The organism is Methylomonas sp. AM2-LC (genome assembly GCF_039904985.1).
Taxonomy (GTDB): Bacteria; Pseudomonadota; Gammaproteobacteria; order Methylococcales; family Methylomonadaceae; genus Methylomonas.
Genome location: NZ_CP157005.1, coordinates 4,020,165 through 4,033,832, shown reverse-complemented (window position 1 = coordinate 4,033,832; position 13,668 = coordinate 4,020,165). Strand labels below are relative to the sequence as shown.

General features: G+C 39.3%; 14 protein-coding genes. 3 read left to right on the top strand and 11 right to left on the bottom strand.

Annotation, left to right across the window (positions count from 1 at the left end; translation table 11 throughout):
- The first annotated feature begins 136 nt into the window (after positions 1 to 136).
- A complete protein-coding gene (locus tag ABH008_RS17915) occupies positions 137 to 619 on the top strand; it encodes a hypothetical protein (protein ID WP_347986974.1) in 483 nt (160 codons plus the stop codon).
- Positions 620 to 662: 43 nt separating this feature from the next.
- Here ABH008_RS17915 and ABH008_RS17910 read toward each other — a convergent pair whose 3' ends face one another.
- Positions 663 to 2,093 (bottom strand): IS66 family transposase, encoded by a 1,431-nt coding sequence (locus ABH008_RS17910; RefSeq protein ID WP_347985933.1) that lies wholly within the window; start codon positions 2,091 to 2,093, stop codon positions 663 to 665.
- A gap of 556 nt (positions 2,094 to 2,649) precedes the next feature.
- Between ABH008_RS17910 and ABH008_RS17905 the strand changes: the two genes are divergently transcribed.
- On the top strand, positions 2,650 to 2,967 hold the full coding sequence (locus ABH008_RS17905; protein ID WP_347986973.1) for an H-NS histone family protein: 318 nt from the start codon (positions 2,650 to 2,652) through the stop codon (positions 2,965 to 2,967).
- Positions 2,968 to 2,971: 4 nt separating this feature from the next.
- Here the strand turns inward: ABH008_RS17905 and ABH008_RS17900 are convergent, their stop codons facing one another.
- The 7 genes from ABH008_RS17900 to lexA form a co-directional block, all read right to left on the bottom strand.
- On the bottom strand, positions 2,972 to 3,742 hold the full coding sequence (locus ABH008_RS17900; protein WP_347986972.1) for an alpha/beta hydrolase: 771 nt from the start codon (positions 3,740 to 3,742) through the stop codon (positions 2,972 to 2,974).
- Positions 3,732 to 4,751, bottom strand: a complete 1,020-nt coding sequence (locus tag ABH008_RS17895) for a M14 family zinc carboxypeptidase (protein ID WP_347986971.1) — start codon at positions 4,749 to 4,751, stop codon at positions 3,732 to 3,734. The genes ABH008_RS17900 and ABH008_RS17895 overlap by 11 nt, the downstream gene beginning before the upstream one ends.
- Positions 4,748 to 6,463: a GNAT family N-acyltransferase gene (locus ABH008_RS17890; protein ID WP_347986970.1), complete on the bottom strand. Its 1,716-nt coding sequence runs from the start codon at positions 6,461 to 6,463 to the stop codon at positions 4,748 to 4,750. Before ABH008_RS17890 ends, ABH008_RS17895 begins: the two co-directional genes overlap by 4 nt.
- 350 nt (positions 6,464 to 6,813) lie before the next feature.
- Positions 6,814 to 7,086 (bottom strand): DUF5710 domain-containing protein, encoded by a 273-nt coding sequence (locus tag ABH008_RS17885; protein WP_347986969.1) that lies wholly within the window; start codon positions 7,084 to 7,086, stop codon positions 6,814 to 6,816.
- A gap of 93 nt (positions 7,087 to 7,179) precedes the next feature.
- Complete coding sequence (locus ABH008_RS17880; RefSeq protein ID WP_347986968.1) at positions 7,180 to 7,503, bottom strand: NGG1p interacting factor NIF3; 324 nt, start codon at positions 7,501 to 7,503, stop codon at positions 7,180 to 7,182.
- A gap of 18 nt (positions 7,504 to 7,521) precedes the next feature.
- Positions 7,522 to 7,674 carry a hypothetical protein gene (locus ABH008_RS17875; protein WP_347986967.1) on the bottom strand — a complete coding sequence of 51 codons (153 nt, stop codon included), beginning with the start codon at positions 7,672 to 7,674 and terminating at the stop codon, positions 7,522 to 7,524.
- Positions 7,675 to 7,684: 10 nt separating this feature from the next.
- Complete coding sequence (gene lexA / locus ABH008_RS17870; protein WP_347986966.1) at positions 7,685 to 8,317, bottom strand: transcriptional repressor LexA; 633 nt, start codon at positions 8,315 to 8,317, stop codon at positions 7,685 to 7,687.
- Between the two features lie 742 nt (positions 8,318 to 9,059).
- Between lexA and ABH008_RS17865 the strand changes: the two genes are divergently transcribed.
- Entirely contained in the window at positions 9,060 to 9,716 is a 657-nt protein-coding gene (locus ABH008_RS17865) for a hypothetical protein (protein ID WP_347986965.1), read from the top strand.
- Positions 9,717 to 9,767: 51 nt separating this feature from the next.
- On the opposite strand, the gene ABH008_RS17860 is transcribed toward ABH008_RS17865, so the two are convergent.
- From ABH008_RS17860 to ABH008_RS17850, 3 genes are all read right to left on the bottom strand, one after another.
- Positions 9,768 to 10,157, bottom strand: coding sequence for an exosortase system-associated protein, TIGR04073 family (locus ABH008_RS17860; protein WP_347986964.1), 390 nt, complete (start codon positions 10,155 to 10,157; stop codon positions 9,768 to 9,770).
- Positions 10,158 to 10,559: 402 nt separating this feature from the next.
- Positions 10,560 to 12,845 carry a Tex family protein gene (locus ABH008_RS17855; RefSeq protein WP_347986963.1) on the bottom strand — a complete coding sequence of 762 codons (2,286 nt, stop codon included), beginning with the start codon at positions 12,843 to 12,845 and terminating at the stop codon, positions 10,560 to 10,562.
- A gap of 164 nt (positions 12,846 to 13,009) precedes the next feature.
- Positions 13,010 to 13,207 (bottom strand): hypothetical protein, encoded by a 198-nt coding sequence (locus ABH008_RS17850; RefSeq protein ID WP_347986962.1) that lies wholly within the window; start codon positions 13,205 to 13,207, stop codon positions 13,010 to 13,012.
- Positions 13,208 to 13,668 lie beyond the last annotated feature (461 nt).

Here is a 13,668-nt window from a genome sequence, read left to right as displayed (position 1 = left end):
CATCCTGATTTTCAGTAACTCAATACCATAATAGTAGTGCTAAAATGCTATATTAACAAATAAAAAAATGCATTAACAATCAGGTGGTGTAAAGTGCGTTGCATCCATTTTAGTCTATAGCAAATGAGAAAACATCATGGCAGAAAGCAGAGTTGTTATTAAAATTAATTACGATAAAGATCAGCAATCCGCCTCAGCGCCAAAAATAGTTACAGTCTGGCATTACGGCAGAATTTCGGTGGCTTTAGCTATTTTGGTAGTGCCTGTTGTTATTATGCTCCTATTCTGGCCTGAACGTACTGTGGTTAAGCAGGGTATAAACCCCGCACAGACTGCACAAATTGATTCCTTGCCGCGCGATGAAACTAAAGGTGTTGGGGTAAATCCTGGAAATGGAAGTATAGATACTAAAATAGAGGGGCTTCAGCAGAAAGGCTTACAACAAAACAATAAAAAAATCGAGCCTAATAATCGAAAATTGCGTAGCATTTCGGCAATTATTTTAGATAAAAAAGTTATAAGGGCTTCTTTAAATACTAGTATTAAAGATAATGAACCTTATCAGCAAGTAAAAGAGTCTATTATTCTTGCTAAGCAAGACTCAATTCAACTTTTTTAGTAACTATTCAGCGTAATTTATCACGCTCAGCGAATTTTGGTCGTCACCGTATAAAATCCGGCAATTTGCCATTAAAGAGCAGTGTCAACGCTTCGCTGGCTGATATGTTGTTTTTCCGGCATGTTGATAAATAACTTCGAACACGGCAAAAAATATCAGCACCTTCCTGACTACGAAAACAGCCTGAAATCTTTTGGTGAACCTTGGTCATTCTGATGTCGTTCTCTCCTTGGTTATTGGTAAAGGGTACCTTGGCATCAGTCATAAACCTTAAGGTTTGCTGCTCAAAGTTGATTAACCGCTCCAATAAGTTTCGCGATTTACTGCGTTTAAGTCGTCCCCGTTGTCCTTCCTTTCTCTCTGGGAGCGGGGGAGGACATTCCTGCTCAGCCTCTTTAAGAATTGCCCGATATTGATCGGTATAGCCTGCCGCTATAGAATCGGATAAAACACCGCCCTGGGCCTTAACAGCCTCATTGATAGAAACAAGCAACTCTCGCATATCCTTAGCCCATGCTTGGTTCTCTTGTTCTTCGGCATAGGTCAGCTCGCGCAAATGGTGAGCGTTACATAAGGCATGCAGGCAGTTCAACTGGAAATAGGGCTTCCAGTGATCGTGGCAGAGAATACCTGTAAAACGGGTTAAAACATTCATAGCGGTTATTGCTTCCATGCCGCGTTTGGCGTGGGCGTAAAAGAGCGTCCATTGCTGGTTCGAAATACAGTGCAGCCAATGATTTTTCCCATTGATGTTGATCCCGGTCTCATCGGAATGCAATAGGGACGAGGCGAGTATTTTCGTGATGAGTTTCAATTCAAATTGTTCGAGCAAATGATAAGCTTGCTGGTTAAATTCAAAGATTGAGCCGACACTGATCGGTAGTTGGAATTGATCCTGAAATTGCTCTTGAACACGTTGGTAGGGAATGAGTTGATATTGAGACAAATACACGGCCTGTGCTTTGACGCCATTCCCGTATTGCACCGCTTTAGTGACTTCAACCGGAAAAGAGGCTGTAAAACGTTTGCCAAATTGATCTTCCAGAACTTGAGCGCGGTATTCGGTCACAAGGCGCTGAATCTCAATATCAAATACTTGGCGGATCTCAAAACCAACTTCCTGATAGTTCCCTGGTGGTAAAGTCGCCCGATCTAATTCCAGAATTTCAATTTCATCGGGATCGTCCACTTTTTTTAAAGTTGTACCTATCCGACCGAACTGCCCACCGCGCTTTCTATTTTTGCCTTTGTTCTCGTCATCGCCACTGACTTTGTCTTGATCTTTAAAACGATCCGTAGAAGGCGGTTTGCTGCTATTTCGGCTAGTCAGGCTTAAACGATTAGCCATTATTTGAATCAGCATGATCATGACTTCTAAGGTCGCACGCAAAGCTGATGACATATGCTCTTCATCAGCGATCAGTTGCTGAACTTTTTTGATGGTGTCTTCAATGTTGATATTATCGACAGTCAAACTAATATACCGCTAAACCGTTACTGTTAGCGGTATTATAAGGCCAGTTTTAAAAGTCGATTTTTGCCTTCGAGGTTGCGATGTAGGCCACGAACGACCAAGAGTCACTACCCTTCTATTTAATGTTGCAATTGAGGAATTGTAGTTGCCGAATGCGTAGCTAAATACGTCATTCCACTACAAGCTGGCAGTTCACTGAATTTTTTATTTTTCGACCAAAAACCTTGTCAAGCTTTTTTTTAATTATTTACGCTGAATAGTTACCTTTTTTATTTCAATCAATTAAAAAATATAAAGGATAAGACTTTATTTCATAGTTGGTGGAAAGATGGAAAACTGGTTTTAAAAAAAGCACTGTTAATTAAATCCGGATCGACTAAAATTTTTTCAGAAAAAACTATGACATCAAAAGATAATGGTGAATGGAAAATTCAGTTGTTGGATGGAAAAGGGAAGGTATACAGTGAAGTTAATTTTGTAATAGAAACTGAATAACTATTTTCTTTATTTGAATATAGTGTTAACATTTAGTTGTTTGTTAAATTAAGAGGAACATATGACTGATCTTACACAACTTTCTGAAATGGAATTGCAAGAAGTTATCGATAAAGCCGAAAAAGCCTTAAAAGATAGGCTAGTAAGTAAAAGAAAAGAAGTAATTGCCCAAATAAAGGAATTAGCAGCGTCTGCAGGTTTGGTCGTTGAAATTCACGATGCTGATAAATTTATAGATAGAAAAAATAGCAAAGTTGCTCCAAGGTTTCGTAATCCGGCAGATCCATTGCAAACTTGGTCTGGACGCGGGTTGGCTCCTAAGTGGATGCAGGCTCTAATTTCCTCTGGCCGCAGCAAAAGCGAATTCGAAATCAAATAACAGTTTAAGTGTGTGATTCGATCCAGATTTTCAAATGATGAGCTAACCAATTGCTATCATCTAGACTTAAATCATGCCCTGCCCATGGGTGAGTGTGCAAGTCGATATGCCATTTTTTCTGAATAGCTATCGAACATGCTGGGTCGACTAGGCGGTCGCCCCAGCTATTTAATAACAATACGGCTTGTTTCGGTTTTTCATTAGTGGGCTTATAGCGCGCTGCTGCAATGATTTGGCGTAAGCTATTGCTTAAATTAACGGGTCTTCTGGTCTGAATTTCATGCCAGTGTGCTATGTTTACAGCATCGTTCTGGCGGTTATTAGTTACCAGCTTTAAGATAGCTTGCTCACGTTGATAAATGTTTGTTGTCAGTATAATACTGGCCAGCTTTGCATAACTTTTCCAGCGTAGTCGTTGATAAAATGGGCTTAAACTGGCAAAACTGGTGTTTATTAATACAGCAGCATTGATATCGTCTGGATATTTTTGCATCCATTCCCAGGCAACCATGCCTCCCATCGATAATGCCACTAGGGTAAGTGGTTTTTCCAGTAATCCCTGTTTGTACGCCTGTTGACGGATTTGATTTGTAATTTCCGAAATATTGCTTGGACTGCTTTGTTGGTAATATTGACCGGTACCCGGTAAATCGAGAGTTTTAATTTGAGCGAGTGGGAAAACAGTTTGTAATAGGCTTGTAAACGCACCCCAGTGTTCTGTTTCGCGCGCTAATCCACGTAATAGCAACCAGTTATCACCTATATTATTGATCATACCAGAGAGCCTTCGCGGCAGAGTTGAAGCTGTTTTTTCGTTCAGCTGATAAATATGCCCATTGCTCTGGATAGAGGATGCTTCTAAATAAAAAGTCGAAGAGCGTTAAATGTCTACGTAATATACGTTGTTGACGATGAGGCGTTAGTGGATGAAATAATCCATAGCGTTGGAATAGGTGCAGAGGGCTTTTGCGCAGCCAAAGCCATGAGCCCATTTCTAATGTCAGTGGTAGAAATAATGCGTTATTCCCATTTTTCTGTATAAAATCGTCGTATAGATAATCCCACAAATCGCCATTAATCACATATTCTTCGCTCATAGGTTCTATTTTGTAAAAATGATGCGGATAACAGCGATCAAATAGTTTTTTCCAGCCAAACGCCTCAGGGAGGTTAGGCATGGGTGTTTTGCTGGAGGCATAAGGAAACCATAAACGGTCAAGAATGCCAAAACCAGAGTGTAAATCAATGGCTACCGATAATGGCGCATTGAATAAATGTTTATTGATCACCGTGCATAAAGCCTGAGCTTCAGTTTCCATCCGAGTTTCATCGCCCCGATACCAGGGCAGTCTGGGGCTTAAACGATGACCACTATACAGTTTTGTGGTTCCAGTGCCCTCTATTGGGGCATTGCGCATAAGATCAACACCGTTACCATTGCAGCGTGTGCCCTGATAAACCCCAACAGGGTTGACTATAGGCACAAAAACCAAGCGGGCTTTTTTTAAACGCGAAGTAAACTCTTCGTCCCAATCCAATAAATGCACGATGGTTTGTAGATAGGCAAGAATGACTTCTGAGCCAATTTTTTCCAGGCCGTGTACACCCCCGAAATAAGCCAACACCGGCGCATCTGCCTGCAAAGAGCCGAGTGTAATGCAATAAATCGGGAATTCTAGTTGTTTATGTCTAGCATATTCGACAATTTCAACTTGTGCTCGATCTCCCAACTGCTCAATGATATTTTCCAGTTGAGCAAGTTCCAGAAAAGGTTTATGCATCATAGGGCTGTATCAATATAACGTTGCCTTTTTCGAGGACTTATTTTTTCGATTTCAACCATAATTAGGCTATCGATACAATTGTTAAATTCAGGATCGATATTAAAGTCCAGAAAATGACAGCCTTTATCTACACATAACTCTACATATTGCTTATAAAGTGTTGGTACTTTTACCCCTAGTCTTTTTAATTCACTGTTCAAGGTTTTAAAACTAGTAGAATAATCAGTATTAAATTCATTGGCTGCAAACTGACGGCTTTGTGAAGAAATTATAAACGGATTTCTAGCTTTAGCTTGTAACAGATCAGAACCAAACTGCTGTTGGTAAAAACTGATGATAAGTTCTTTGGCCGGTTGCGGATAAGCATTACTGATACTAACTGGGCCAAACAAATATTTAACATCAGGTTGCTCGCGTATATAGGCGCCAATTCCATACCACAGATATTCCAAACTATGTTGTCCCCAGTAGCGCGGTTGAACAAAACTGCGCCCCAACTCTAAACTAAAGGGTAAATAGCTGGCAAATTCACCCTGTAAGTCGAACAGTGTGTGGCTATAAAAGCCTTCAATACCATGCGTAGCCATAATTTTTAAGCCTTCACCCACCCGGTAAGCACCTACAATTTCTAGGTCAATATCGTCCCATAAGACAATGTGGCTATAATAAATGTCAAATTTGTCCAGATCCAGGGCTAGTCCTGTGCCTTCTTCCACTGAACGGAAAGTGAGCTCACGTAGCCTTGCTATCTCTTGCATTACCGGACAGTCATCCTGAAATTGATACAGGAAAATTTTTTTACCATCACGCGTTTCGCCGAGCATTCTCGATTGGTACAAGGCTTTTTTTACTGTTTTAGCATTTTCTGGGTGAACCACGGTTTCTACAGTATCAAACAATAAAGGTTTGTTTTTTTTGCCTAAATTTAATACGTGTTTACGAAATCGTTGACTTAGTTGTTTGTTAGAATCTGGATTATCTGCAATGGAGGCATAGGGTATTGGTGCGCCGACTTTAAATTTGATTTCTTGATTTTTTTTATTGAACATTTCCTGAACGAGCAGCATAGTTCCGAGCGGCTTGTAAAGTGTTGACATGCTATAAAATAATGCTGAATTTTTGGCTTTTATATGAATAGGTAAAATATTAGCGTGTGCTTTTTTTGCCAGTTTTACAAAACCACTTTGCCATTTACCATCTCTTATACCTGTGGGAGTAATACGCGAAACTTCACCTGCCGGAAAAATGATGATAGCTTCTTCGTTTTCTAAAGCTTCCAGCATAACTCTATAAGATTCTTTCAGATTTTTTTGTCCGGTTAAAACGTCTACCGGTAAAAAAATCGATTGCAAGGGCTCCATGTGGGAGAGTACCCGGTTCGCAACTATCCTGACATCAGGACGTACTGTACGTATCAGTTTAACTAAAGCCAAACCGTCCAGAGTGCCAAGAGGATGGTTTGCCACGATTAGTAAGCGACCTTCCGAAGGAATGTTTTTAAGCGAAGTGTTACTGACTTCATAATTTAATTTGAAGTAACTTAATAACTTATCTAGGAAAGCAAAGCCTCGCAGATGCTGGTTTTTACGGATGACATTATTAAAGTCATCTTCGTGAATGAGTTTTTTTAGTGCTTTTACAGCCAGTTTGTTATCTTTGCCTAGTTTAAAATCAGGATAGGTTTCTTTCAATATGCGTTCAGCATCAATCATTTAGCTTTGTCCAATGGGGATGGCCGGAGTATTACACAAAATTCTAACCAGCAAATGTGACAGAATTATTAAATATTAATTTTGTGTGGGTATTGATGGTGAGGTCGGTGTTCAGGCCGGACAGCTAAAAAAGTAAGGCGGTAGAATAATGATACTGTAACTTGTTGGTTTGCTACACTTTCATGAAAGAAGAAACGATGGGGTTGACATATTTGTAAGCTGCGTTGGTGGATTAAATAATAGTGCAATTTTAGTTTTCTAAAAAATATTAGAAGGTAACAACACTCAATATTTGTTTGCTCTTCAATAATACGCAACAATTAATGAATTACTAGCCCAGTGAAAGGCTTTTAATTCCAAGGAGGTTCATCGCCGTCATAGGCAACAAAGTTTTTTATGCTGGGTTGTGTAAAAATACCCGTTTTGTTGCTGCTGTCAGGTTTTACGTTTGTTAATTGACTGGAATTTTGATTCGATTCATCAAACCATTTAGAGAATAAGCTGATATCCAGCTTTTCGGGTACGTACCATTTTTTTTGGTTGGCATCCCATTTTGCGCCCAAGGTTTTCGCGGCGTCTTTTTCTGTGTAGGGTACTTTAAGATATAGCTTTGTGCTGGACATGCAGTTTTATCGAGTAAAGTGTATATTCGTCAAACATAATATTCCATTATACCTCAAGGATGAGCTTAGATAATGTCAGAATAGAGTTATGTACTACAAATCCTTAAGAGTGAGAATGGGATATATCTCGTAAGCAGGTTGTTCGTAGGGATGTTCTTTTAACAAAGTTTCTATGACGATCTTAATCAGGTGTGGAGCGCAAATCATTTCAATCTTGTATTCAGGAATAGATTCCAATTGCATAGGATTTCCTTGAAATGGCCGACTACCTTTTAAAGGTCTGAATTGACCTTCACCTAATATTTGCCAACTACATTGATCATAAAGCTCTGATTGTCCTGCACCCACTGCGAACAAGGCATTTTTGACTAATTCACAATGAGTGGCCGGTAAATAAAAAGCAATTTTATAATGCATAGAGTTATAAGAATCTTATCAGGCTTGCGAGGCTAATAAAAATACCCCCCAAAGTACGATAACCAATGTAATTTCTTCAATCATATTCACGATAGTTTGTCGGGTTGTTCTATTTAGCATTGCTGTTTGATTAGCTTTTTGATCACGCATATGTACGTTATGATTATTCATGATATTACTCCTAATGATGATATGTATAACTACGCATTTGGCCGACTAATACCCCCTGAATTTCCACTTGTTGTGGTTTATAGCGCATAGTTTGCATTTTGGAATTGGCGGGTATTAACAGTGTTTCGTGCGGGTATTGCTCAATAAATTTTAAAGTTGCTTCTGTTTTGTCTATCAGTGCAACCACGATTTCGCCGTTGCGGGCGTGGCTACGTTGTTCGATGATTACCCAGTCACCATCAAATATCCCTTCTTCTTGCATCGAATCACCTTTAATTTTCAAAACATAACAAGGTTTTTCGGTTTTTATTTCTGGGGGAATAATCATGTAACTGGTATTTTCTATTGCTTCGATAGGCCGGCCAGCCGCAATAAAGCCAACAAATGGCAAGCTGTTAGTACTATCTTCATCGGCTACATAGCTTTTTGCCAGCTCGGTCAAGCGTATACCCCTTTGTTTTCGTTCGGGGGCTTCAATCAATTGAGCATCGATCAATGCTTTAATTTGATGATGCAGAGAGCCACGTGATTTTAATCCTAGTGCGGTACATAATTCTTCCAAGGTCGGGGGGTGTATAAAACTGTTCTGGCTTTTTAATAGAAAATCCAGTATTTCTTTTTGTTTTCGGGTTAATGTATGCATTAGCGTTCCTTATTTGTTCTTATAAAGCATAGCATCAAAACAAATAAAGAACAATATAAGAACAAGTTTTTTTTCAAGTCTTAAAAAACGGCTAATTTAAGTTAGTTCTTGATGCGGGCTTTTATCCCAATTTAACAGTTACTCGTACAGTAACTTGCCGTTTATAGTTTGTCTGCTTAGACGTGATGACGCCGCGTAAACTTACACTTTGCAACAGAGTGCTATGCAGGTATGAGAGCTGATTATATTTGCTAAAGTTGTATATTCTCAGTCCTTAAAGTAAATTGTTAACGACTTAATTGATTGATTTTTTATGTTGTATTTTGAATACAAAATGAAAAAATGCTGATGCTTAATTTATGGTTATATCAAAATTGGCTTTCTGTCAGAAGCTTATAGACAACGATGGAATCTGTCTTTTGTTTAGCATTTTAGACAAGTGCTAGCTGAACAGCTAAAATTATCATTGTAAATAAAATGACAAGAACATAATAAGAACATAAATTGATTGAGTATTTGATACTCATGAAAACGCTGGACTTAAAGTAATGACAAGTCAAAGTGCATGTGAATCCAATTTATATACACACTGTTGTGTGAGTATTGCTTTTATTCAAGAGTGATTTTGGGTTAACAGGGTAAGCTCTTTATATTCTGATTCTGTTCAGACAGCGTTTTATCTGCAAACAACATAAGCGATTTGTGTTGAATTTCTAACTATAAATAGAAGAGAGGAAAAGATATGAAATGGTTTTTTGCGTTTGTAGCCTTAGTCGTAATAGGTGTTTTAGTGTTTTTGACTAGGCGTCAATCTACTCTGGAGAACACCGCTACACTTCCCCAGCCACAACCTAAGCTGATAGATTCAGAGTCGATTGCTGCCAATGATCATTCAGATAATTTTAAAACGGAATTACCTGGGCATAACATCGAAGTAAGTCAGGCCGTGATAAGTAGTGCAACTGTTAGCCATTACGATACCTTTAAGGGAACACTACCAGAAGATTCAACGCTTCGACGTCATTTTTTAAGTAATCAGGAAGCAGAAAGGTTGGCAATTACGCATCCATATCCAACCGATTCTACGCTATGTAGACACTATCTAGGCCATTTGTGGGGCATACTGGCTCAGTCTGATGATGTGGAGGTTAGACACGCAACGCTTCAGTCATCAGTAACCGAGAACCCAGATAGAGCAATTAATGTTGCGGCTGTCGTTACTTATAATCAAGCAAAAATGCCGGAAGATGCAACGCTAAGAAGACATTTTTTAACTCAAGCTCAAAGTGAGGTGGCAGCGCTATTAGCGCCGCGCCCCACCGACTCAACGTTAATACGTCATTATGATAGTCTGTTCAATACTAAGTTGAAGGAATATCTTACGCAGTATGTACTTTAATTAAATATGTCGATAAGCGGATGAGTTGATGATTTATCCGCTTAATTTAGTTTATTGGGTGTTTTCTAAACGAAAGATAGGTCCAAAACGGGTAATTGCATCAAAGTCATCCCAAATATACACGGGGTATGCTACAGGTTGGGTAGGTAGAGGTGCTGATAATAAATCCATGATACCGGTTCCTATGCGCCCAACTGCTGATATTGAGCCTTGCAGGATGCCTCCGGTAACACCATAAACAAAATTTGATTGATTGGTATCAATAATCATGTCCTTAGGAATTTCCAACAAGCCTGTAGAGATATTGGCAAATCCACTACCGAGTTTGCGAACGACTATGTCAGAATATTGTTCATTGTTGTAATCTGCATAGACGCTGGGTGCTGCTGTTAATAGTATGGTCGTCAATATAGTTATTAGTTTACAGGAAGATCGATTCATTTCTAATCTCAACGTTAAAGTGTTTACTAGCATTAAATTGCCTGGTTAAGTTAAACGATCTAATTACCTGGCAGTGTAAAGTCGGAAAAGTATAACAGAGCATATTTTAATTATAGTCACTATTCAGTAAATGTCAGGTAAGTTTCAAAGTCCAATCAGGTCGTTCATGCTTAAATGTATTTTTGAAAGCGGCTAAACACTCATTAAGCAACTGACAAAAAATGCTCTGTATTGCGTCAGTCAGGCACATTACGTTGTAGACCAAATTGGTTGCCCTATCTAAATTAAAATAAATGTTAATTGCTAGGCGTAATTTTAAACAGATAGTCAGTAATTTCGGAACCAAAGGCCAATATTTTAGTTGATTAGTGTTATGAACATACTCTGAGCAATTACGATAAATCATTTTCCTAATGCTTTGGCAAAGGCATTGCTCATGCTATTTTGCAATACAGGTTGTTGTTTCGGTTTTTGTGTTGATTTTTGGGGCTTTTCATTTTTTTCATGTACGACAATTTCACTTGCATCTATATTTGTTTTCATACTTAAAGAAATACGCTTACGGGCAACATCAATTTCCAATACTTTTACTTTAACCATTTCTCCTGTTTTTACCACATCGCGAGGGTCTTTAACAAAATCATCGGCCAAATGAGATATATGTACCAAACCATCCTGATGAACGCCAATATCCACAAAAGCACCAAAGTTGGCAACATTGGTGATAACACCTTCTAGTGTCATGCCCGGTTGAAGATCGGTTATTTTTTCCACCCCTTCTTTAAATTGAACGCTTTTAAATTCTGGGCGTGGGTCACGGCCAGGTTTTTCCAGTTCTTGTAAAATGTCCGTGACAGTTGGTAAACCAAATTCGGCGCTGGTAAAATTGGCTGCTTTTAAACCACGCAAAAATTGGCTTTGTCCAATTAAATCGCGGATAGATTTACCGGTTTCTTTGAGGATAGCGTTTACTACTGGATAAGCTTCAGGGTGAACAGCAGAAGCATCAAGTGGATTATCACCGTTCATAATGCGCAAAAACCCTGCGGCTTGTTCATAGGCTTTGTCTCCTAGACGAGGTACGCTTTTAAGCTGTTTGCGATTTTTAAATGGGCCATTGTCATCACGGAAAGCAACAATATTTTCACTGATACTGGCGCTGAGGCCGGAGACCTGTTTCAATAAAGCAACGGAAGCGGTGTTAACATCAACCCCAACTGCATTTACGCAATCCTCAACAACATTGTCCAACATTCTGGCCAGTTGTACTTGATTCACATCATGCTGGTATTGACCAACGCCTATGGATTTTGCATCAATTTTTACCAGTTCTGCCAGTGGATCCTGTAACCGTCTGGCAATTGATACTGCGCCTCGCAGAGAGACGTCTAATTCAGGAAATTCTTTTGCAGCCAGCTCGGAAGCAGAATAAACGGAAGCGCCCGCTTCTGAAACCATTACTTTATTAATGTGTAGGGCATTATGTTGTTTAATAAGATCAGCAATAAGTTGGTCTGTTTCTCTTGAACCCGTTCCGTTACCTATGCTGATAAGATCAACCTTGTGCTGCTCAATCAATCGAGCCAGGCATGCAATGGATTGATCCCATTGATTTTTGGGTGGATGCGGATATACGGTTTCTGTGCCTAAAACTTTGCCTGTTGCATCAACTATGGCAACTTTTACGCCAGTTCGAATGCCGGGATCCAGTCCCATGGTTGCTCTTGGGCCAGCAGGGGCTGCAAGTAATAAATCGCGCAAATTACTGGCAAATACCTTAATAGCTTCCAATTCTGCCGCTTCCCGTAAACGCATTTTTAAGTCCAGGTCGATGCGAGTAAATAATTTTATTTTCCAGGCAAGCCGGGCCGTTTCAGCTAACCAGGCATCACTTGCTAAATTGGTATCGGTTATTTTTAAATGCTTAGCTACAAACTGGGAGCAAAGTTGATGTTCTTCTTGTTCTTGTTCTGCGGGTTTTAGACTTAAATTGAGTAAGTCTTCGTTTCGGCCTCGAAATATTGCCAGAGCCCGATGAGAGGGTATTTTGTTAATCGCTTCTTGATAATCAAAATAATCTTTGAATTTAGCAGCCTCTGCTTCCTTGCCACTGACAACGCTGGCCTGAAGTATGCCTTTCGCCCAGATGCGTTCGCGTAATTCACTGAGTAATTCCGCGTTTTCAGCAACCAGTTCCATAATGATCTGTCGGGCTCCCTCAAGTGCTGTTGTGCAATCAGGAACGCCTTTTTCAACATCGATGTAAGCGAGTGCTGCTTGCTCGGGAATTAACTCACGATTTTCAAGTATGGCAAAGGCAAGTGGTTCTAAACCTGCTTCACGAGCAATTTGAGCCTTGGTGCGACGTTTGGGTTTATACGGTAGGTATAAATCTTCCAACAAGGTTTTTGTTTCAGCATCCTGTATGTTTTGTTCCAGTTCTGAGGTTAATTTACCTTGTGAGCGAATGCTATCCAGAATGGTGAGGCGTCGTTCGTTCAGTTCGCGTAGATAAGTAAGCCGGAGTTCAAGGTTTCGTAATTGCGTATCATCCAGGCCCCCCGTTGCTTCTTTCCGGTAACGAGCAATAAATGGAACTGTTGCGCCATCGTCTAGTAATGCGATTGCTGCAGCAACTTGTTGAGTTTTTACTGATAGTTCTTCTGCTATGCGTTGAATGACATCCATTGATTGTAGTTAGAGTTTGCAATAAATGCTTATTCTATCAGTTTACGCAAAAAAACAACTTAAAACAGATGCGCATAAAAAAGCCATCGACTGCGGGTGGCAGGCGATGGCCGAAGAGCTGTACGGTAAATCTAATTAGTTTATTTACTAAAGTATAGTAAATATTATTTTGCTTGGCTTAACACGTCATTGTTAAAATCTTTATGCTTTGCCAGAACTTGAGCTTCAGCTTGAGCAGAAGTTTCGCCACTCAGTTTTAAATGTTTAGTTTCGTCTTGTTTTAACAAAAATACGCCAATAACGGCAACCAGTGTAACTGCAATAACGACAGTTAGGGTGTTATCTTTTTCTTGTTCAGCCATTTTAGTAATCCTCATTTGATTGTTGTAATAATAAACCCTTAATTAAAAGGAGCAACTCGAGTTGCATGTCGAAGTTAAAATTATTGTTAGTCGACGGTGTATTTTTTACACCTAAATTTGTTTTGTGTCAAAACTTTATTTATTTTTTTCAGTGATTTTTCTTTATAAGTCGATGGTTGTTAATGGGTGTTTTGTAGGTAATTGAAAAATATGTGAATTTTTTTGTCAAGCTGAGCGTAAAACGAGGCATATTGGCGTATGCGATCATTGTTATTCAAATTATGTACACGCAAAAAAATAAACATCAGCGCAAAGGGAAACAAATGATACTGTCTGTTAATTGATTTTTTTCTAGTCTCTAAGGGGAGTAAATAAGTTAACTTAATTAGGTGGGCTAACAAGCAAGATTGCGATATTTTCATGCATAAGCCTGATAATATGTTGAGAATAACAGATAGTAA